This window comes from Dactylosporangium sp. NPDC006015, from assembly GCF_040614215.1.
GTDB lineage: Bacteria > Actinomycetota > Actinomycetes > Mycobacteriales > Micromonosporaceae > Dactylosporangium > Dactylosporangium maewongense.
Window position 1 is genome coordinate 524,078 of the sequence record NZ_JBEXUD010000002.1, and the last position, 19,756, is coordinate 543,833.

23 protein-coding genes are annotated in these 19,756 nt (G+C 71.1%); 11 read left to right on the forward strand and 12 right to left on the reverse strand.

Annotated elements, in window-relative coordinates; translation table 11 throughout:
• The first annotated feature begins 13 nt into the window (after positions 1-13).
• Positions 14-520, forward strand: a complete 507-nt coding sequence (locus ABZ321_RS05385; RefSeq protein ID WP_354889526.1) for a hypothetical protein — start codon at positions 14-16, stop codon at positions 518-520.
• Here ABZ321_RS05385 and ddaH read toward each other — a convergent pair.
• Positions 517-1,347, reverse strand: a complete 831-nt coding sequence (gene ddaH, locus ABZ321_RS05390; protein ID WP_354889528.1) for a dimethylargininase — start codon at positions 1,345-1,347, stop codon at positions 517-519. The genes ABZ321_RS05385 and ddaH overlap by 4 nt on opposite strands.
• A gap of 68 nt (positions 1,348-1,415) precedes the next feature.
• Here ddaH and ABZ321_RS05395 point away from each other — a divergent pair, with 68 nt between their 5' ends.
• Together ABZ321_RS05395 and ABZ321_RS05400 are read left to right on the forward strand one after the other, a co-directional pair.
• Positions 1,416-1,904 carry an Lrp/AsnC family transcriptional regulator gene (locus ABZ321_RS05395; protein ID WP_354889530.1) on the forward strand — a complete coding sequence of 163 codons (489 nt, stop codon included), beginning with the start codon at positions 1,416-1,418 and terminating at the stop codon, positions 1,902-1,904.
• A 5-nt stretch (positions 1,905-1,909) separates the two neighbouring features.
• Entirely contained in the window at positions 1,910-3,799 is a 1,890-nt protein-coding gene (locus ABZ321_RS05400; RefSeq protein ID WP_354889532.1) for a beta-propeller domain-containing protein, read from the forward strand.
• 87 nt (positions 3,800-3,886) lie between these two features.
• Here the strand turns inward: ABZ321_RS05400 and ABZ321_RS05405 are convergent, their stop codons facing one another.
• The gene (locus ABZ321_RS05405; RefSeq protein ID WP_344508247.1) at positions 3,887-4,063 is read right to left on the reverse strand and encodes a DUF397 domain-containing protein; all 177 of its coding nucleotides are present in this window, start codon (positions 4,061-4,063) and stop codon (positions 3,887-3,889) included.
• A 23-nt stretch (positions 4,064-4,086) separates the two neighbouring features.
• Positions 4,087-4,944, reverse strand: a complete 858-nt coding sequence (locus ABZ321_RS05410; protein ID WP_344508249.1) for a helix-turn-helix transcriptional regulator — start codon at positions 4,942-4,944, stop codon at positions 4,087-4,089.
• 277 nt (positions 4,945-5,221) lie between these two features.
• On the opposite strand from ABZ321_RS05410, the gene ABZ321_RS05415 reads away from it, so the two are divergent.
• Entirely contained in the window at positions 5,222-5,647 is a 426-nt protein-coding gene (locus tag ABZ321_RS05415; RefSeq protein WP_354889535.1) for a DUF6232 family protein, read from the forward strand.
• Positions 5,648-5,660: 13 nt separating this feature from the next.
• Here the strand turns inward: ABZ321_RS05415 and ABZ321_RS05420 are convergent, their stop codons facing one another.
• From ABZ321_RS05420 to ABZ321_RS05430, 3 genes are all read right to left on the reverse strand, one after another.
• On the reverse strand, positions 5,661-6,725 hold the full coding sequence (locus ABZ321_RS05420; protein ID WP_354889537.1) for a hypothetical protein: 1,065 nt from the start codon (positions 6,723-6,725) through the stop codon (positions 5,661-5,663).
• A gap of 98 nt (positions 6,726-6,823) precedes the next feature.
• Positions 6,824-7,060, reverse strand: coding sequence for a DUF6457 domain-containing protein (locus ABZ321_RS05425; RefSeq protein ID WP_344508255.1), 237 nt, complete (start codon positions 7,058-7,060; stop codon positions 6,824-6,826).
• Entirely contained in the window at positions 7,057-7,659 is a 603-nt protein-coding gene (locus ABZ321_RS05430) for an NTP transferase domain-containing protein (protein ID WP_354889711.1), read from the reverse strand. Before ABZ321_RS05430 ends, ABZ321_RS05425 begins: the two co-directional genes overlap by 4 nt.
• Before the next feature lie 99 nt (positions 7,660-7,758).
• On the opposite strand from ABZ321_RS05430, the gene fdhD reads away from it, so the two are divergent.
• Positions 7,759-8,631, forward strand: a complete 873-nt coding sequence (gene fdhD / locus ABZ321_RS05435) for a formate dehydrogenase accessory sulfurtransferase FdhD (protein ID WP_354889539.1) — start codon at positions 7,759-7,761, stop codon at positions 8,629-8,631.
• A 452-nt stretch (positions 8,632-9,083) separates the two neighbouring features.
• Here the strand turns inward: fdhD and ABZ321_RS05440 are convergent, their stop codons facing one another.
• From ABZ321_RS05440 to ABZ321_RS05455, 4 genes are all read right to left on the reverse strand, one after another.
• Complete coding sequence (locus ABZ321_RS05440) at positions 9,084-10,124, reverse strand: DUF4192 domain-containing protein (protein WP_354889541.1); 1,041 nt, start codon at positions 10,122-10,124, stop codon at positions 9,084-9,086.
• A 143-nt stretch (positions 10,125-10,267) separates the two neighbouring features.
• Positions 10,268-10,822, reverse strand: a complete 555-nt coding sequence (locus tag ABZ321_RS05445; protein WP_344508261.1) for a GNAT family N-acetyltransferase — start codon at positions 10,820-10,822, stop codon at positions 10,268-10,270.
• 246 nt (positions 10,823-11,068) lie between these two features.
• Positions 11,069-11,269, reverse strand: coding sequence for a DUF397 domain-containing protein (locus ABZ321_RS05450; RefSeq protein ID WP_344508262.1), 201 nt, complete (start codon positions 11,267-11,269; stop codon positions 11,069-11,071).
• A gap of 19 nt (positions 11,270-11,288) precedes the next feature.
• On the reverse strand, positions 11,289-12,143 hold the full coding sequence (locus ABZ321_RS05455; RefSeq protein ID WP_344508264.1) for a helix-turn-helix transcriptional regulator: 855 nt from the start codon (positions 12,141-12,143) through the stop codon (positions 11,289-11,291).
• 177 nt (positions 12,144-12,320) lie between these two features.
• On the opposite strand from ABZ321_RS05455, the gene ABZ321_RS05460 reads away from it, so the two are divergent.
• Positions 12,321-12,578, forward strand: a complete 258-nt coding sequence (locus ABZ321_RS05460; protein WP_344508266.1) for a hypothetical protein — start codon at positions 12,321-12,323, stop codon at positions 12,576-12,578.
• A gap of 204 nt (positions 12,579-12,782) precedes the next feature.
• Here the strand turns inward: ABZ321_RS05460 and ABZ321_RS05465 are convergent, their stop codons facing one another.
• The gene (locus ABZ321_RS05465) at positions 12,783-13,373 is read right to left on the reverse strand and encodes a hypothetical protein (protein WP_344508268.1); all 591 of its coding nucleotides are present in this window, start codon (positions 13,371-13,373) and stop codon (positions 12,783-12,785) included.
• A 351-nt stretch (positions 13,374-13,724) separates the two neighbouring features.
• Here ABZ321_RS05465 and pdhA point away from each other — a divergent pair, with 351 nt between their 5' ends.
• The 4 genes from pdhA to ABZ321_RS05485 all read left to right on the forward strand — a co-directional run bounded on the left by pdhA (position 13,725) and on the right by ABZ321_RS05485 (position 17,599).
• Positions 13,725-14,858, forward strand: a complete 1,134-nt coding sequence (gene pdhA, locus ABZ321_RS05470; protein ID WP_344508270.1) for a pyruvate dehydrogenase (acetyl-transferring) E1 component subunit alpha — start codon at positions 13,725-13,727, stop codon at positions 14,856-14,858.
• Positions 14,855-15,835: an alpha-ketoacid dehydrogenase subunit beta gene (locus tag ABZ321_RS05475; protein ID WP_344508598.1), complete on the forward strand. Its 981-nt coding sequence runs from the start codon at positions 14,855-14,857 to the stop codon at positions 15,833-15,835. The genes pdhA and ABZ321_RS05475 overlap by 4 nt, the downstream gene beginning before the upstream one ends.
• Before the next feature lie 11 nt (positions 15,836-15,846).
• Positions 15,847-17,256 (forward strand): dihydrolipoamide acetyltransferase family protein, encoded by a 1,410-nt coding sequence (locus tag ABZ321_RS05480; protein WP_344508272.1) that lies wholly within the window; start codon positions 15,847-15,849, stop codon positions 17,254-17,256.
• Positions 17,257-17,464: 208 nt separating this feature from the next.
• Positions 17,465-17,599 (forward strand): hypothetical protein, encoded by a 135-nt coding sequence (locus tag ABZ321_RS05485; RefSeq protein ID WP_344508274.1) that lies wholly within the window; start codon positions 17,465-17,467, stop codon positions 17,597-17,599.
• A 1,282-nt stretch (positions 17,600-18,881) separates the two neighbouring features.
• On the opposite strand, the gene ABZ321_RS05490 is transcribed toward ABZ321_RS05485, so the two are convergent.
• Positions 18,882-19,223, reverse strand: coding sequence for a hypothetical protein (locus tag ABZ321_RS05490; protein ID WP_354889544.1), 342 nt, complete (start codon positions 19,221-19,223; stop codon positions 18,882-18,884).
• Here ABZ321_RS05490 and ABZ321_RS05495 point away from each other — a divergent pair.
• Positions 19,222-19,749 (forward strand): hypothetical protein, encoded by a 528-nt coding sequence (locus ABZ321_RS05495; protein ID WP_354889546.1) that lies wholly within the window; start codon positions 19,222-19,224, stop codon positions 19,747-19,749. The genes ABZ321_RS05490 and ABZ321_RS05495 overlap by 2 nt on opposite strands.
• Positions 19,750-19,756 lie beyond the last annotated feature (7 nt).

A 19,756-nucleotide genomic window follows, 5' to 3' on the forward strand; every position in this document is an offset into this window, starting at 1 on the left:
AGGAGGTACCCAGATGCGACGCACACGCATAGGCCTGTTGCTCAGTGCCGTGATCCTGGTGATCGTCGGCTCCCTGCCGGGGGTCGCACTGGCGGATCCGACACCCGGCGAGACCGGTCAGGGTGGCCAGCACGAGAACTGGCTCAAGAACGTGCTGCACGGTGAGGGCATCGTGCAGACGAAGAAGGGCCCGATACGGGTCGCGATGCAGAACGGCACCGCGACGGCGGCGACGGAAACGTCCGTGACGGTCCGGTCGACCGACGGCTACACCAAGACGTGGACCCTGGCCCAGAACGCCAAGATCTACAACGACCACATGAGCGTGCAGCCCGGCGCACTGCAGGCGGGCTCCATGGTGGTGGTCGGCGGCCCGATCACGGTCAGCGGCGGCGGCGGGAGCCCGGCGGCGTCCCCCACCACGACCTACACGGCGCAGATCGTGCTGATCCAGTCCACGGCCGGGACCGGGACCGGGACCGGGACCGAAACCCCAGCGCCGGCTCCGGCGACCTCTTAAGGCCGAAGTTCGGCGATGCAGCACTTCACGGAGCCGCCGCCCTTCTTGAGCTCGGTCAGCTCCACCGGTACAGGCGCGTAACCCGCCTGGCGGAGTTTTGCCGCGAGGGCGGTGGCTTCACTGTTGAGCACCACGTTGCGCCCGTCGGAGACGAGGTTGAGCCCGAACGACAGGGCGTCCTCCTCGTCGGCGACGACGGCGTCCGGGAAGAGCTGCGCGAGCACCCGCTGGGACGCGGCCGAGAACGCGCCCGGGTAGTAGACGACGGTGCGGTCGTCCAGCGACGCCAGCGCGACGTCGAGGTGGTAGAAGCGCGGGTCGACGAGGCGCAGCGAGACCACCGGCCGGCCGAGCGCCTCCTGCGCCTCCGAGTGCGCCGAGGTCTCGGTCCGGAAGCCGTGACCGGCCAGGATCACGCCGCCGCCGAGCGCGTCGGGCAGGTAGGCGAAGTCGCCCTCGCCCTCGTTGGTCTCGGCCGGCGCGACGAACTTCCAGCCGTGGTTGTCGTAGAACCGCCGGTGCGCGGCGGCCTCGGCGATGCGCTGCGGGTACTTGAAGCGCGCCCCGTAGACGACGCCGTCGACGCTGAACGCCCCGTTGGCCGCGTAGACCATGTCCGGCAGGCCGATCTCCGAGGGCAGCACGTGCACCTGGTGGCCGAGCCGCACCAGGGTCTCCCGCAGGCCCTCCCACTGCTTCAGGGCGAGCTCGGTGTCGACCGGCGTGGACACGTCCATCCACGGGTTGATCGCGTACTCCACCACGAAGTGCTCGGGTGGCGACATCAGGTAGGTGCGCTCGCGTGGCTGCCGCTCGACGTGGGTCACGAGATCAAACGGTAGATTTGCGGGGTTGCACAAAACAGCGGTATTGCTTGCTTTCGAGGAGGGATTTGTTGCGCCTCGACCCGATCGACCAGCAGATCATTGCGTTGCTGCAGGAGGACGCCCGCTCATCGTATGCGGACATCGGATCGCAGGTGGCGCTGTCCGCACCGGCCGTGAAGCGTCGCGTCGACCGGCTTCGATCGACCGGAGTGATCCGCGGCTATACGGCGCTCGTCGACCCGGACGCGCTGGGGTGGACGACGGAGGCGTTCGTCGAGCTGTTCTGCACCGGGCGGACGTCGCCGCAGCAGATCCGCAACGCCGCGAAGCGCCACCCGGCGGTCGTCGGCGCCTACACCATCTCGGGTGAGGCCGACGCGCTGGTCCACCTGCGGGCGGTCGACATGGCGGGGCTCGAGGAGGCCCTCGAACGGCTGCGCGCCGAGCCCTTCGTGACGTCGACCCGCAGCATGATCGTGCTGTCACGGCTGGTCGAGCGGCTGGCGCCGAAAGTCGTCACCGTGCCGGGAACCGGATCGACACCCGCCACGTCCTAGCACGCATGAGACGCTCGCTTGCCGCGTTGAGTGCCCTGGTTTTCGTTGTCGCCGGATGTACGGGCGGCGGGTCGCCGAAGTCCGCGCCGGCCACGGTCGCCGGGCCGGAGCCGGTGTTCAAGCTGGTGGCGTTCGACTCCTGCGAGCAGCTGCTGTCGTCGCTGCGGGACGCCGCCGCGGGTGTGGTCGGGCCGTGGGGGTTCCTGAACGACGGCGGCATGCTGCGCGGCGGCCGCGCCGAGGACACCGGCGCACAGCGGCAGGGCGGGCTCAACAGCGGCAAGGCGGCCGCGCCGGCCGGTCAGGAGTTCTCTGGCACCAACACCCATGAGGCGGGTGTCGACGAGCCGGATCTCGTGAAGACCGACGGCAAACGGATCGTGACGCTGTCGCGCGGCACCCTGAAGGTCGTCGACGTCGCCGGCCGGGCGGTGACCGGCTCCCTGGCCATCGGCACCGTCGACGACGTCAGCGGCAAGAGCGCCGCCAACGCCACGGAGCTGCTGCTGTCCGGGGACCGCGCGCTGGTGCTCGGCTACGACTACCGGGCCGGCTTCGACGACGTGCCCGGTGTGTCGGGCGCGCAGATGACGCTGGTCGACCTCGCCGGCGCGCCGAAGGTGATCGGCCGGTTCACCGTCGAGGGCGGCCTGCTCGACGCCCGGCAGGTCGGCGGCACCGCCCGCGTGGTCGTGGTGTCCCGGCCGCGGATCGCGTTCCCCGACAACTCGAAGCTCGGCAGCGCCGACGCGCGGATCGCGGCGAACCGTTCGGCGGTCATGGCCGCGCCGGTCGACGCGTGGCTGCCGAAGTGGGCCGCGACCGACGCCGCCGGCAAGCGCACCGAGGGGCGGGTCGACTGCGGCGCGGTGAGCCGGCCGGCGACCTACTCGGCAACGTCGATGCTGACGGTGCTGACCTTCGACCTGGGCGGTGCGGCGCTCGGCGGCGGCGACCCGGTCTCGGTCGTGGCCGACGGCGACACCGTCTACGCCAACGGGCCCAGCCTGTACATCGCCAACGACCAGCGCTGGCGGATGCTCGCCGCCGACGTGGTGCGCAGGAAGGTCGCGACGTCGCCGGCCCGGCCGTCGACCCAGGTGTTCAAGTTCGACATCGGCGCGCCGGGCAGCCCCCGGTTCGTCGCGTCGGGTGAGGTGCCGGGCTGGCTGCTCAACCAGTACTCGATGTCGGAGTGGGACGGGCACCTGCGGATCGCCACGACGATGTCGGCCGACAACACGACGGCGTCGGCGGTGTACGTGCTGCGCCGCGACGGCGGCCGGCTCACCGAGGCGGGTCGCGTCGACGGCCTCGGCAAGGGCGAGCGGATCTATTCCGTGCGGTTCATCGGCACGACCGGCTACGTGGTCACGTTCCGGCAGACCGACCCGCTCTACACGCTCGACCTGCGCGACCCCGCGGCACCGAAGGTGGTCGGGGAGCTGAAGATCCCGGGCTACTCGGCATACCTGCACCCCGCGGGCGACGGGCGGCTGCTCGGCCTGGGGCAGGACGCCAACGCGCAGGGCCGGGTGCAGGGTATGCAGGTGTCGCTGTTCGACGTGCGGGACCCGGCGCACCCGTCGCGGGTCGCGCAGTTCAAGCGGCAGGGCGGCAGCTCCGAGGCGGAGTACGACCCGCACGCGTTCCTCTACTGGGCGCCGCTGGGGCTGCTCGCGGTGCCGGTCTGGCGCGACACCCAGCCGGCCGTGCTGGTGCTGAAGGTCGGCGACTCGGCGATCACCGAGGCGGGTGCGATCACCCACCCCGGTCGCTACACGGCGATCCGCCGCTCGCTGATCATCGGTGGCACTTTGTGGACCCTGTCGGAGCAGGGGCTGAAGGCGACCGACGCGGCGACCCTGGCCGAGCAGGCCTGGATCGCGCTCTAGCTGGATCGTTTCGGTTCTGCGCCGCTGGGCGGTCGGCGCGGCTGGGCGGTCAGCGCCGCCGCACGGTCAGCGCTGTCCGCCGTCTGGTCAGCGCTGCTCTCCGGCGACGTGCTGCACGAACGCCCTCCAGGCGGCGGCGTCCACGAAGATCTCCGGGCTGTTGGCGTCCTTCGAGTCCCGGATGCCGACGGCCTTCGGGTCGAGTAACACCTCGACGCAACCGTTGCCGCCGCTGCGCGTGCTTTTACGCCACACAATGCTCATGATGATGACCCCTAGAACCTGGGCTATTCGTATTCGCGAATAGCCCGCTGAATGTAATCAAGTGTTTCCGCGTGGCTCAGCGCCACAGTGCGCAACGATTCGAAGGCGACCAGGTAGCGCCGCACTTCCTCGGGGCGGTTGCGAAACACCCCGCCGGTCATTCCGTCGCAATACACGAGCGACTGCTCGGTCTCGCCGACGAAGTCGAGCACCGTGAACGCCCCGTCGATCCCCCGGTGCGCCCCACGGTCGAACGGCACCATCTGCAGCGTCACCGTCGGACGGTCGGCGATCTCCAGGAGCCTCATGAGCTGCCTTCGCATGACATCATGACCGCCGACCGGCCGCTTGAGGACCGCCTCGTCGAGAATCGCCCAGATCCGCGGCGGCGGGTCACGGGTCAGGACGGCCTGTCGCGCCATCCGGACCGACACCCGCTGGTTCACCACATCGGGCCGCTCCCCCACGGACACCGAATTGATGATCGCGCCGGCGTATTCCACGGTCTGCAGAAGTCCGTGGAGAATGACCGCGTCGTAGATGTAGACGTCGGATGCCTCGGATTCGAACCCGATCATTGTTTCATAGGCGCCGAGCAATGCGTCGCCATAGGCTTCCCACCAGGCCCGCTGGCGCGATTGCGCGGCGAGGGCGGTGATGCGGGTGCGCTCGGCCTCTGCGGTCTGGTAGAGGTCGAAGAGCTTCGTCAGGTCCGGGTTGCGGACGCTGCTGTTGGCGGTCTCGATCCGGCTGACCTTGGACTCGGACCACTTGAGCTCGGCTGCGACATCGGCGGCCGTCTTCCGGGCAGCCTCCCGCAACCGGCGCAGCTCGGCTCCGAGCTGGCGACGGAGCAGAGTCGGGCTCGGCTTCGAGGACATCGACCACACCGTACCGCATCCACACTCAAATACTGAGAACTTTCGGCACTGGGTTGCACTTGCATCTGACAGCGAGTTGATGCGTAATCAAGTTAGAAGCTACTAGTGAGGTTGCATGATCCGCCTCACCCAGCGACGGCGACGCTTGGGCTTCGATGTGCCTCATCCCAGGAGGCACGCTGGACGGCGGCCGTCACCGTGGCCGGTTGCCGCCTTCCTCGTTCGTCGCGTCGGCGTCCGCGATCCGGGCCCCGACCAGCAGCAAGGGAGCGCGACCATGAGTTCCTACGCACCCCAGTCGTTCGAGTCCCGGCCGGTCATCCACTACAACCAGCACGGGATCCTGGTCACCGACCGGATCTTCGCCACCGACCGCGGCCGCTACGAGATCGCGGAGCTGTCGCGACCGGCGCACGGCACCGGCACCCTGCACCCGGGCGTGCGGGCGTGCGTCGCGGTCGGGATCGCGAACGTCGTCGTCCTCGGCGCGGCGGCGACCACCGGCTCCGTGCCGGTCATCCTGGTCGCGCTGTCGGCGCTGCTGATCACCTGGGTCGTCGGGGTCGTCTACGCACGCCGCTGGCCACGGCAGCACACGCTGCTCGCCGACTACCGCGGCACGCGGGTCACGCTGCTGCGCACGCGGGACGTCGACCTCTTCGGCCGGGTGTCCCGGGCGCTGCGCCGCTCCTGCGGGCTCTAGCGTCTGCCGCGCTTTACAGGTACATCCCGGTGCGCTCGCCTTCGACCTGCTTGGGGGTGTCGTTCTCGCCGAAGAACCGCTTCCCGCCGAACTCGCCCTGCAGGCGGTCGTCCAGCTCATCCGCGAGCCCGGTCATCACCTGCACGGCGAGCATCAGGTGGGTCGCCTGGAAGTCCCGGCCGAACACCGGCACCGACGCCCACACCGTGTCGTTGGTGCAGTACAGCCGGCCGATCGGCATCCGGTTGGTGAGCTCGGACAGCTTCACGTAAAGCCGCTCGGTCGGCTCGATCTCGGTCAGCACCGGCGAATACACGTCGACCAGCGGCGGGTTGTCCCGCACCCGGACGAACACCATCGCCGACCCGGACCGGATGCCGATGTCACCGTCCGGGTCGATCGTCAGCTCCTCCGGCGTCGTCTTCATCAGCCGGGCCACGACCGTGATCACCTTGTCGTGCAGCGGCAGGTCGTCCTGCTCGTCACCCGCCTGGTGCTGCTTCGCCCGCACCACCGCCACCGGCCCGTCGCCGTCGGTCTCGACGATCGACGCGAGCGACCGGGCGACGCCGAGCGACGGCAGGGCCGCCACCAGCCCCTGCGCGTCGTGGGCGAGATAGGTGAGGAACGCAGGGTGCGGCGTGCCGTAGATGTCGCGCAGCGTCCGCATGATGAGCCGGCTGAGCTGGATGGCCTCGCTCTTGGGCACCCGCACGCCGAACGCCTCGCCCGAGCCCGGCACCACCCCCGGCGGCGACCACCCGAGCGCCACCGTCTGCGCGATCACGGTCCGCCCCAGCCGATACGCCGCGGGCAGGTCGGCGTTGCCGACGGCGGTCGCGGCGAGCATGTCGCCGTCCTCGCCGGTCACCTGCACCGAGTAGATGGCGTCGCCGGTCCCGGACGCCGTCGGGTCGAGCGTCAGATCGAGCGTCGTGCCGGGGGCGAGCTGCCGCAGCGCGTCGACCAGGTGCCGCGCGAAGTCGCGCCAGGCCTCGGCGACCTTCTCCTTGAGGTCCCCGCCGATCGGGTCCTCGTCGTCGAACAGCGCCGCCTCGTAGTCCTGATCATCCGCCATGACCGCCTCCAATCCCCCCGGGCTCACCCTATCCAGACGACGCACGTCCCGGGTGCCTCGGGCTCCTCGGACTGGTTGCTTCCGGGTCGTGGCGTCGGTCAGCCCTCGTCCACCAGGGCGACGAGCCGCGCCCGGGCCTCCTCAAGGTCGGCGCCCCGCCCGACGGCGACCCCCAGCAGGAACGCGGTCAACGGCGCCCCCGGCCGGGCCACGTTGTGCGCCACGTCCCGCGCGAGGTCGAGGATCGCGTCCTGCTCCCCCGCGCCCAACGGCTCCAGCCCGAGCTCAGCGCACGCCCGCACCACCCACGCCGCCAGCTCCGGATTCCCGCTCATCGGTCTCCACCCCCGTCTGCTCGCCGCAGGTCTTCTTCGGTGTCGCAGTCGAAGTACGGCGCCGGCCCGGAACCGGTCCACTCGACCTCGACCACGTCCAGCCCATCCAACACCGCCCGCATCGACCGGCCTTCGGGCGCCCCGAGCTGCTCGACCGCATCCCGCAGCGCGCCGGCCCGCCACACCCCGCACAGCAGCTGCCGCTTGCCGCGCCCGTCGACGAACACCGCGCCATCCGCGTGGCTCTCGACCGCCGCGAGCAGGACCTCGACTCCTTCAGTCGTGAGGTACGGCAGATCCGCGGCGAACAGCCCGACCAGCGCCGGCCCTTCCTCCGCTTCTGCCTGGTCCTCCGACGCCGCTCGCGGGACGAGGCCGAGCGCAGCGGCGGTCGCGGCCGCCGGGCCGGCACCGGGCGGCTCCTCGCGGACGGTGCGCACCCCCGCGGGCAGCCCCTCCCGGGGCGGCCCGACCACGATCCGCAGCGCCGCCCCCTCGACCGCGGCGAGCACCCTGTCGAGCATCGGCACCCCGGCGACGGGCAGCATCGGCTTGTCCTGGCCACCGAGGCGCGTGCCGCCACCCCCGGCGAGGATCACGGCCACGAGTCCCGGCCATGCGGTGGCTGCGCCCATGGGCAGAACGTACCGTCGAGCGGGCAACGACCGGAACCACTCCCCGCATCTGGAGGCCCGACCATGGGACGCGTCACGCAACGGCGCACGATCACCCGGGTCACCGTCACCCCCGCCCCGGACGGCCCGGCGGGGGTCTCCGCAAAGGTCGGGCCCGACACCTTGATCGCCGAGGAGCCGCTGGAGATCAGGGTCGGACCGGCCGGGACGCCACGCCCCGCGCTGGCGGTCACGATGCGGACCCCCGGTGACGACCTCGACCTGGCGATCGGGTTCCTCCTCACCGAGGGGATCATCAGATCCGCCGCGGACGTGCGGACGGCGCAGCTGTGCGCCGGCGACCAGGAAGCGAACACCTACAACGTCGTGGACGTGGTGCTCGCCGACGGGGTCCCGGCCCCGCAGACCGATCCGAGCCGGAACTTCTACACCACCTCCTCGTGCGGCGTGTGCGGCAAGGCCAGCATCGACGCCGTGCGGACACGCTCACAGTTCGACGTCGCGGCGGACGGCATCCGGGTGGCCCCGGCCGTGCTGGCCGACCTGCCCGACGCGCTGCGGGCGGGCCAGCGGGCGTTCAGGACGACGGGCGGCCTGCACGCGGCCGGGCTGTTCGACGCGGCCGGGCGCCTGGTCTGCCTCCGGGAGGACGTGGGCCGGCACAACGCCGTGGACAAGGTGATCGGCTGGGCCGCGCGACAGGACCGCCTGCCGCTCGCCGGTCACGTGCTGATGGTCAGCGGCCGGGCGAGCTTCGAGCTGTGCCAGAAGGCCTGGATGGCAGGCATTCCGGTGCTGGCCGCGGTGTCGGCGCCGAGCACCCTGGCCGTCGACCTGGCCGAGGAGGCAGGACTGACCCTCGTCGGCTTCCTGCGCGGCCAGACCTTCAACGTCTACACCGGCGCCCACCGCATCACCGGCCTGCCCCAGACCTGATCACACCGGCCGAGTTCCCCGCGGGCGGGAATGCCGGGTCAGCCCTCAGACGAACGGCGCATCCACAGTCCCCGGCGGTGCGCACGCACCAGCACGCCGCCCGGACTCGGCTGGACGGCAAGGCACCCTCATCCAGGGCGGCCCGCAGGACGGTGGCGGTGCCCCCGCGACCGAAGGACAGATCGCCAACCGGACCGAGAGGACCTCACCGCGACCGACCACCCGCGTCCGACCCGGACCGGCAAACACCCGCAACCAGGTCGAACGCGGCGTCGACCGCCGCCCGCAACAGCTCATGGCTCGTGGTCGCAACCAGGCACGACGCCCTGAACACCTCCCATCAATCAGGAACGCGGCACCGAGCGGACCACCCGACGCCCCACACCCGAGCCCGCAGCGGCACGCAGGTAGACCGCCAACGCACGCCGGGGTGGGGCGGCGCCAGGCAGGGTTCAGCGCCTTCGGCGGCGGGTGGTGCGGCGGCGGGGCGGGGTGGGGCGGCGGCCGTCGCGGCGGCCGATCGGGGGCAGGGACTGCGGGGACAGGCCGCGGTCGAGGATCTCGGCCATGAGCTTGGCGGCACGATAGCCAGGGTCGGCGTCGAACGCGCGGTCCAGGGCGATCCGGGAGCGGACACCATTGCCGGATCGCCAGGACGCATAGGCGACGAGCATCGCGGCCGGGGCGGCGAACGTGGGGGCGCAGCGGCGCAGCACGTCGGTCCACAGGCGGTCGTGGAGGTCGAGGTCGGTGTCGAGGTCGCGGTCGATGCGCAGCCAGGCATCGTCGCGCAGGGGCAGGCTGTGGAGGAGGAACGCGAGCCAGGCGACCTCCTCGTCGGTGAGGCCCTCGCCGGCGCGGACGCGGCGCAGCGCAGCGTCGATGGAGGCGACGCCTTCGGCGGGCGTGCCGGGCGAGTGGACGAGGCGGGTCTGGGCCTGGCGGGTGGCGCGCTCGGCGGCGTCGAGGGCGGGGCCGGTCGGGGCGGCGAGGCTGGCGACGAGGGCGGCCCGGTCGGGCAGCGCGACCATCCCGATCAGGGTGGCGGTCGCCGCGACCGCGGACGTCTCGACGTCATAGGGCTGGCCTTCGGTCGGGCAGCAGTAGGGCGACTCGCAGATCAGCGACCGGTAGCGCCCCTCGTGGGCCCAGAGCATCTCGTGCACGGCGATGCCGTGGCGGCGCATCGCGGCGGTGGTGGCGTGGATGAGGGTCTCGACGCGCTCGGGCGGGCCATAGCCGATGAGCACGACGTGGTCGACGTCCTGGCGGGCGAACAGGGCGCCATAGCCGTCGGCCAGGGTGTCGAGGTCCTCGCCCGGATCGGGCAGGTCGTCGCGCATGTGGAAGCGCAGCCGCTTGTCGCGCACCCCGAGGGCGACGAGGCTGTCGGACGGGTGGAACCCGAACAGATACGGCGTGCCGGCAAGGATGTCAGCGGGGGTGCGCAGGCGCAGCCGGGGCTGCGCGAGGGTCGAGGTCGCGGTCGTCATGCACCCGAGCCTGGCGGTCGCCGCCACCCACGGGAACTCGCGGTTTTCGGCTGTGGACAACGCCCGATTCGATCCACAACCGCCGGCCGCACCTTGACAAACGCCAGCACACCGCCAGAAGCGGCAAGTAGCAGGAAGCGGCGCTAGAAGCGGAACCGCTGCGCGTGCAGGTCGATCCCGTCGTGCCAGTCGTGGCCGTCCGGGTGCAGGTCGATGGCGAGCGTCACCCGGGCGAGCGCGTCATACCCGGCCGCCTGCAGGCACCGGATCGCGTCGACGTTGCGCGCCGCCGGCGAGATGCTCAGCTGCCCGAGCCCCCGCCGCTTGGCCTGGTCGGCGACGTGGGAGAGCAGCGCCCGCCCGATCCCCGCGCCCCGCCGGGACGACGCGACGACCAGCGGCTCGACCTGCCCACCGCGCCCGTCGAGGATGAGCCCGACCATGCCGACCACGCCGACGCCGAGGATCTCCGCGACCCACATGCCGGACAGGTCGAGCCGCGTGAGGTACTCCTCGAACGCGGCCCCGGGGTCACCGCTGACGGGTGGCGCCGCCGGGTAGAGGTGCTGATGCTCCTCGGTCAGCTCTGCCCACAGCTGCCGGCACTCGCGATGGTCCGTCGGTCGATACGCCCGGATCGTCGGCTGCAGCGTCGCGACCCCGCCACCTACGCCGTCATCTGCGCGAACAGTCACCATGTGTTCATGCTTACTCCGGTGCGTGCCGCCGCGACACCCACATCGCGGTATTGCACCCCAGCCGATCGCCGCCTGACCGTTTCACGCCTTTTGTTGCAACACGCGGATCGTGGCCACACGGTTATGGATGGAGCCGGTGAGCGATAACATAAAATCGGCTCGCAGCTACGACGAAGGGACCGCCGGTCGGGACGGTCCCTTCGCTGTTGCTCAGGCTTGGTTGGGGGAAGCTGTTGCTCAGGTTTGTTACGGAAGGCGGAATTCGCCGTCGGTGTCGACCGCGGCGATGAAGGTCTCCCATTCGGCGCGGGTGAAGCGCACGGATCCCGCGTCCGGGGAGTTGGAGTTGCGGACCTCGACGACACCGTCGACGAACCGCGCTTCGACGCACTGTCCGTTGTTACCGCTCCGGGTGGGCTTGTGCCACCGCTCGTTCAGCGCAGCCATTCTGCGCACTCCTTCGTTGTCAGGCCGTCTCAGCGACCGTTGACTCGATCAGCTTGACCGACTCGAATGGGCTGAGCGCGGCGGCTCGCAGACTTTCGAACACGTCGTGGTACCGCTGGACGTCTCCGGCTTCCTGGTAGATGTCGCCGGCCATGGCTTCGGCGTACACGACGCTTGGTGCACCTTGGAACTTGAGGATCGCGAATGATCCAGCCATGCCGGCATAGGCTCCCCCGCTGAAGGGGAGTATCTGGATCGTCACGTTCCTCGCCCGGCCCATTTCGGCCAGGTGCTTGAGCTGCGACCGCATCACGTCGACCCCACCGATGAGGCGCCGGATGACGCTCTCGTCGAGAACCGCGATGAACTGCAATGGATTCTCGGCCCGGGTGAGCAGTTCCTGCCGCTCACGCCGGGCGCTGACATGCGCTTGGACCGCGTCCTCCGACTCGCCGGACGGGGAGGCGGCGGCGAGCAGCGCCCGCGTGTACTCCTCCGTCTGGAGCATGCCGGGCACCACGAGCGCCTCGTAGTCCCGCATCTCGATCGCGTTGGACTCCAGGCCGATGTAGCGGGAGTAGTGGCTGGGAAGGTCACCGAAGCGGGCGAACCAGCCCCGCGTCTTGCCTTCCTTCGCAAGCGCGATCAATGTCTCCGTGAGATCGCTATCATCAACGTCGTAAATCTTGAGCAACTGTTCGAGGGTGCTGCGGCGGATGCCGACCTTCCCGCCCTCCATGCGGCTGATCGTGCTGGGCGAGCAGTCGAGCTGTAGACCGACGTCCTCGGTGGTGAGCTTCGCCTGCTCGCGCAGTCGCCGGAGCTGTTTGCCCAGCTGGAAGCGGGGGAACGTGGGGCTGTGCGCGTGCGACACCACTCACCTCCATTACTCAGGACGAGTGTCACCGTTACCGGGTTGTCGCGCAAGCGTGAGCGTCAGTGAGCGATTGGGTTGCTCTACTCAAGTTTGACGGAACGTATTGCCCCGGGAAACCTGCACATGCATTCTGGGGCGGTCAGAGATGGTTCCTCTGCCGGAGGGAGATCCGTCGTGATCGAAGACGACGTGATCCTGCTCGAAGGCGCACCACGGCTTTTCGGCATTGTCGCCGATCCGTTCGACGACGACCACCCCCAGGTTGTCGCCTGGGGTCACGAGCTGCCGGATCAGGCCGTGCTCACCTGGCGCCTGGGGAATGGGAAGTCCGAGATCGCCGTCTTCCGCTCGGCGAACGACGCGCTCGCAACCGCTCAGCAGCTGTATCCCGCCTGGATCCTGTGGACCGCACCCGCGACGCAGGGGTTCTGATGGCCGTCATCTATGACCACGCCGTGACCGACGCCCGCCGCCTCGTGGCGCGCCACCAGCCGTTACGCGTCCATCAGGCGACACGCTGCGCGGCCGGCTGCGCGCGCTGGCCGTGCAAGCCGTTCTCCACCGCCTGGGCGATGGTGACCCGCAACTCCAACACACGCGCCGGCCGATGACCCGCGCACACTTCATGACCCAGCGCTAAACCTGTGCGGCCGGGCAGTCCTCAAGATCTGACTGATCGGCCGACCCCGATCGGGGCCGATGCGCGGTCCAGCTCTTGACCGCCTCCGGCTTGCCCTTGCGCGTGGCGTTCCACCCCGGCCACGCCTTGTCCTGGATGGGCACGCCCTTCGTCGGTGAGGGCGTGGGCACGACGGCGGGGGGCTCCTGCACCTCGGGCGCCGGCGCGGTCGGCGGAGCCGGCACCACCGTGGGCGGCTTGGTACCCGTACCGACGACGACACCGCCGCCTGATCCACCCGATGTCCTCGCGCTGACGCGCGGCTTCGCCACGGTCGCCGGGGGCAGCGGCGCGGTCGGCTCCGCCGCGCGCGACGGCGTGCCCGTGCCGTGCAGCCCGCTGCTGGGCGTCGGGGCGAGCACGAGCGGTCCGGGCCGTGGCTCGGCGACGATCGGCGTCCGGACGGACGGCGCCGTGTCCAGCGAGGCGCTGCCGGCGGCGACCACGATCAGGGTCGGCACCGAGGTCAGCGCCACGAGCAGCGCGGAAATGAGCAGCGGCCGCCGGTTCGGCGACAGTATGCGGTGGGTACGGACGTCGGATTCCAAAGGAAGCGCTCCAGTGTGCGGGGGAAGGCAGAACGAAGCTCATTGGGAGCAACTGCCGCACGCGGGGCGAGGATCTGCCCGGTTCGGAGGGATTTTTCGACCTTGCAACGCGGACGAACCCGGACTCCATGGTGTCGATCCACACGCCTTCTGCGATGCTGGACACACACCGGCAACGGGGCTGTAGCGTCCGCATACCCTGCGACTGAGCCTCAGAGCCGGCTCCCGGGCGTGATCCACTCACACCCACCGCGACGCGCCGGCTCCAACAGGGCCGCCGCGTAGCAGCCACCCCCGCTGCGCGGCAGGGTTACCCCCGCTGCCGACGCGAGAGACGACAGGGAGAAACGGATGGCGAAGGGCGAAGCAAAGGCCCGGACGTCAGGAACACGGGCCGCGCCTGAACCCGCGTTCGTGCAGCTGCTCACCCCTGAGGGAGACCGGGTCGAACACCCCGACTACACGGTCGACTTCACCGATGAGGAATACCGCTCGCTCTACCACGACCTCGTCGTGGTCCGGAAGCTCGACGCCGAGGCGACCGCCCTGCAGCGCCAGGGCGAGCTGGGCATCTGGGCGAGCCTGCTGGGCCAGGAAGCGGCGCAGGTCGGCTCCGGCCGGGCGCTGCGCAAGCAGGACATGGCGTTCCCAACCTACCGCGAGCACGGCGTGCTGTACTGCCGCGGCGTCGACCCGATCGCACCGCTGACCCTGTTCCGCGGCGTCGACCAGGGCGCCTGGGACCCCAACGAGTTCAACTTCGGCATGTACACGATCGTGATCGGCGCGCAGACGCTGCACGCGACCGGCTATGCGATGGGCGTGACCAAGGACGGCAAGGTCGGCTCCGACGACGGCGAGGCCGTCATCGCCTACTTCGGCGACGGCGCCACCAGTCAGGGCGACGTCAACGAGGCCTTCATCTGGGCGTCGGTCTTCAACGCGCCGATGGTGTTCTTCTGCCAGAACAACCAGTACGCGATCTCCGAGCCGCTCGAGCGGCAGACCCGCGTCCCGCTGTATCACCGGGCCAGCGGCTTCGGCTTCCCCGGCCTGCGCGTGGACGGCAACGACGTGCTCGCCTGCTACGCGGTCACCCGCAAGGCCCTCGACGACGCCCGCCACGGCCAGGGGCCCTCGCTGATCGAGGCCTACACGTACCGGATGGGCGCCCACACCACGTCGGACGACCCGACCAGGTATCGCATCGCCAGCGAGGTCGAGGCGTGGCAGGCGAAGGACCCGATCGCGCGCCTGCGGGCGTTCCTCGGCAAGCAGGGCATCGCCGGCGACGACTTCTTCGCCGCGGTCGACGAGGAGGCCCGGGTCGCCGCCGCCGACCTGCGCGAGCGCGTCCTCACCATGCCGGACCCGGATCCGCGCACCCTGTTCGACCACGTGTATCCGCACGGTTCGCCGGAGCTCGAGCAGCAGAAGGCGCAGTTCGACAAGTACCTGTCGTCGTTCGAGGGGAGTGGGCACTGATGGCCGAGACCCTGACGATCGGCAAGGCGCTCAACACCGGCCTGCGCCGGGCGATGGAGCGCGACCCCAAGGTCCTCGTCATGGGCGAGGACGTCGGCAAGCTCGGCGGCGTCTTCCGCATCACCGACGGCCTGCAGAAGGACTTCGGCGATGAGCGCGTCATCGACACCCCGCTCGCCGAGTCCGGCATCATCGGCACCGCCGTCGGCCTCGCGATCCGCGGCTACCGGCCGGTGTGCGAGATCCAGTTCGACGGGTTCGTCTACCCGGCCTATGACCAGATCGTGTCGCAGGTCGCCAAGATGCACTACCGCTCCAAGGGCAAGGTCCGGCTGCCGATCGTCATCCGGATCCCCTTCGGCGGCGGCATCGGCGCGGTCGAGCACCACTCCGAGTCGCCCGAGGCCTACTTCGCGCACACCGCTGGCCTGAAGGTCGTCTCCTGCTCCAACCCCGACGACGCGTACTGGATGATCCAGCAGTCGATCGAGTCCGACGACCCGATCGTCTTCATGGAGCCCAAGCGCCGCTACTGGGAGAAGGGCCAGGTCAACGTCGACGCCGCGAGCGCACCGCTGCACGTCTCGCGGATCGCGCGCCCCGGCACCGACGCGACGCTGCTGGCCTACGGCCCGATGGTCCGCACCGCGCTGGACGCCGCGACCGCCGCCGCCGAGGACGGGCGCGACCTGGAGGTCATCGACCTGCGCACGCTGTCGCCGCTGGACATGGGCCCGGTCTACGAGTCGGTGCGGCGCACCGGCCGCGCGATCGTCGTCCACGAGGCGCCCGGCAACCTGGGGCTCGGGTCGGAGATCGCGGCCCGGATCACCGAGGAGTGCTTCTACTCCCTCGAGGCGCCGGTCCTGCGCGTCACCGGGTTCGACACGCCGTACCCGGCCGCCCGGGTCGAGGAGGAGTACCTGCCCGACCTCGACCGGGTGCTCGACGCCGTCGACCGCTCGTTCGGGTTCTAGGGGGACGCGCAGTGACACGGGTCAAAGAGTTCAACCTTCCCGATCTGGGCGAAGGCCTCACCGAGGGCGAGATCCTCAAGTGGCTCGTCCAGGTCGGCGACACGATCGAGCTCAACCAGCCGATCGTGGAGGTCGAGACCGCGAAGGCGGCGGTCGAGATCCCCGCGAAGTGGGCCGGTCAGGTCGCCAAGATCTTCCACCCGGAGGGCACGACGGTCGAGGTCGGCTCCCCGATCATCGCCATCGACACCGATCCGGGCGGCGCCCCGGCGCCCTCCACGGGTGTGCCTTCCGCGGCCTCGCTGGCGGCCGTCGACATCGCCGGCGACGCGCCGGTCGAGCCCGGCATGATCGGCGGCCCCGCGCCGGGCGGCCGCACCGCCGTGCTCGTCGGCTACGGTCCGAAAACCGCCGCCGCGAAGCGCCGGCCAAGAACAACTGCAAGTGCAACCGCGGCACCTGTACTGCCGAAGCCTCCCGCCACGCCCGTAGCGCCGGCTCCGGTCGTCGTCGCGGAGCCCGTGGACCGGACGCCGCCAGCGCGGGGCAACGTGCTGGCCAAGCCGCCGGTCCGCAAGCTGGCCCGGGACCTCGGCGTCGACCTCGCGGAGATCACGGGCACTGGGCCCAACGGTTCGGTCACGCGGGACGACGTGCTGTCCGTGTCGTCCGCCCCCGCCGCCGCTCCGGTTTCCCCGGCGGCGGCCCAGGCGTCCCGCGTCGGCCGCGAAGAGCGGATCCCGGTCAAGGGCGTGCGGAAGCTGACCGCCGAGAACATGGTGGCGAGCGCGTTCACCGCGCCGCACGTCACCGAGTTCCTGACGGTCGACGTGACCCGCTCGATGAAGGCCCTCGAGCGGCTGAAGGCCAAGCGGGACTGGCGCGACGTGCGGGTGTCGCCGCTGCTCATGGTCGCCAAGGCGGCCCTGGTTTCGTTGAAGCGCTACCCGATGGTGAACTCCACGTGGCAGGGCTCGGAGATCCTGGTCAAGCACTACGTCAACCTCGGGATCGCCGCGGCGACGGAGCGCGGGCTGATCGTGCCCAACATCAAGGACGCCGACGCGCTCACCACACGGGAGCTGGCCGACGGGCTGAACGACCTCGTCGCCACCGCCCGCGAGGGCAAGACGTCGCCGGCGGCGATGAGCGGCGGGACGTTCACGATCACGAGCGTCGGCGTCTTCGGCGTCGACACCGGCACCCCGATCCTGCCCCCGGGTGAGTCGGCGATCCTGGTGTTCGGCGCGATCCGGGACACCCCGTGGGTCCACAAGGGCAAGATCAAGATCCGGCAGGTGACGACGCTCGGCCTGTCCTTCGACCACCGGATCATCGACGGCGAGCTGGGCTCCAAGTTCCTGCGCGACGTCGGCGCGTTCCTCGAGGACCCCGAGGGATCGCTGCTGGCCTGGAGCTGAGCAGTCCAATTCACGGCAGGTGGCCCGGCGCTGACGCGCCGGGCCACTGTCATATGGCTGACGAACTGGGCGTTTACGCAGCCAGCAACCCTACGAATCGTCGGCGCGTGCGCCGCGTCACTTGCTATTCGCTGGCTAACGATCTTCCGCTGGGCGTGTAATGGATGCGAAGCAAGCCTCGTCCTTACATCCTCCCAAGGAGCCCGCCGTGAGCACCTTCATGGAGCGTTACCGCGCCCGCCGCAACGCCGCCCGCCGCCTCGACGCGATCGAGCGCGCCATCGCCAAGAACCCGTCCGCCGCGCTGCGCGACGAACTCCACGCCATGCTCAGCCGAAGTTGAGCCTGCGCACCACCCCGCGCCTGCCGCCCTGGTCCGACCCTCCCCGGACCGGGGCGGCATCGCTTTGTTCACCTATTCTGGGAGCGCTTGCCGGCGAACCTGAGCCTCCGCTCTGCCATGTACGGTTCGGGTCGACTACGGTCGCAAGGGTCTGACCCACAGGAGGCACGATGACGTCCGACCAGCCCCACCCGTCCGAAGCGGACGAGAGTGCGGCGAGCGCGCCGAGCTCACCCCCGCCCGGCACGCCCCCGGCCGGCACCGTGCGAGCGACCGCGTCGGTCCCGATGCCGACCAGGCCTCCCGTCCAGCCGTCGTCCCCGGCGGCGCCGCCGGCCCCCGCGACGTACGGCTCACCCGCCGCCTCCTCAGAGCCCGCCCCTGCCGCGCCGCCGGTCGCGCCGGCCGCCGCGCCTCCCGCTGTGCCCGCCGCGACCGGCCAGGGCGCGGTCGAGGACGCCGAGCAGCAGCCGAGGCCCGGGCCGTTCCCGCCGGCTGGGCCGTTCGCGCCGCCGGCCCCTCCGCTTCCGGCCCGCACGCCGCCGAACGCGCCTCCCGGCCCGCCGGGCAGCTTCCCTGGCTTCACCCCGGCGGGACCGGCCGGCGAGGCCTCGTCCGCCGCTCCGCAGAGCGACCCGGCCGCCGCCGCCCAGGATCCGGTTCAGGCGCCGGCGGGCCCCAGCGGCCCTCCTGCCGGCTACACCCAGGTGCCGGTCCCCCCGCCTGCCTCTGCTTCCGGCCCCGCACCTTCTCCCGGCGCCGGCCCTTCTTCCGGCGCCGCGCCTTCGGCTGGATCCGCGCAGGTGCCGGTGTCCGGTGTTCCCTCATCCGGGTCGGCGCAGGTGCCCGGGTCCGGCGGCGCACCGGTCGGATCGGTGCCTGGCGCCCAGCACGGCAACGCTCCCGTCTCGGCGGCCCCTGTCTCGGGGAGCGCCCGGACGTATGGCACCGCCCAGGTCTCCGGCAGCGCCCAGGTTCCCGGCGCCATGCCTCCGCCGTCCGCGGTCCCGCCGACCTCCGCACCCCCGGCGACGTACGGCACCCCGACCTCGCCCCCACCCACCTCCGCACCGCCGGCCACCTACGGCTCGCCTTCCACGCCGCCGGCCGCGTACGGCGCCCCGACCTCCGCCCCACCTGCCGCCTATGGCGCGCCCACCTCTGCGCCGCCGGCCACCTACGGCTCGGCTCCCTCTGCGCCGCCGGCCGCGTTCGGCGCGCCTGCCGCCGCTCCGCCGACCGCCTATGGCGCTCCCACCTCGGCGCCGCCGGCCGCTGCCACTTACGGCACGACTTCCGCCCCACCGGCCGCCTTTGGCGCGCCCACCTCCGCTCCGCCGGCCACGTACGGCGCCCCGACCTCCGCCCCGCCCGCGACGTACGGCACGCCGGCATCGGCGGCGCCCAGTGCGGCGGGCCCTGAAGCGGGACAGCCCGCCGGGGCCGTCCCGGCGGCACCGAACCTGGGGAAGATCCCGCCGGCGTCGTTCGCCGCACGGGCACAGGTGTCCGTCCCGCCCGCGAACGTGCCCCCGACCAGCGCGCCGCCGGCCAACCTGCCGCCCACGAGCGCACCGCCGGCGACCGGGCTGTACCAGGCGTCAGCACCACCGGCGACCAACATGCCGACCTCGGCGCCTCCGGCCTCCGGGCCGCCCGCGGCCGGCATCTATCAGGCCGCGCCGCCCCCCGCCACGGGCGTGTACCAGGCTTCGGTGCCGAGCGCAGCACCGGCCGGCCCGCATTACAGCGACCTCGTCACCATGCCCGGCGATCAACCCCCTTCCGGTGCTGAGCCTGTCGGTGGGGCGCCGGTCGTACCGACGCCGCCAACTGAAAAGAAGAGCAAGCGCGGCCTGATCATGGGGCTGGTCGTGGTGGTCGTGGTCTTCCTGCTCGCGGTGGCCGGCACAGGCATCGTGGTGGCGCTGAACAACGCCGACAGCACCAGCTTCGCGGTCAACTCGTGCGTCAAGCAGGACGGCAACTCGGCGAAGAAGGCGAGCTGCTCGGACAAGGACGCATTCACGATCGTGCAGAAGGTGGAGAAGCCGGAGAGCTGCTCAGACGCCAGCCAACCGTACGTCGTGCTGCAGCACAAGGGACAGAAGGACGAGGTCCTCTGCCTCCGTCCGGCCTCGGCCAAATGACCTAGGC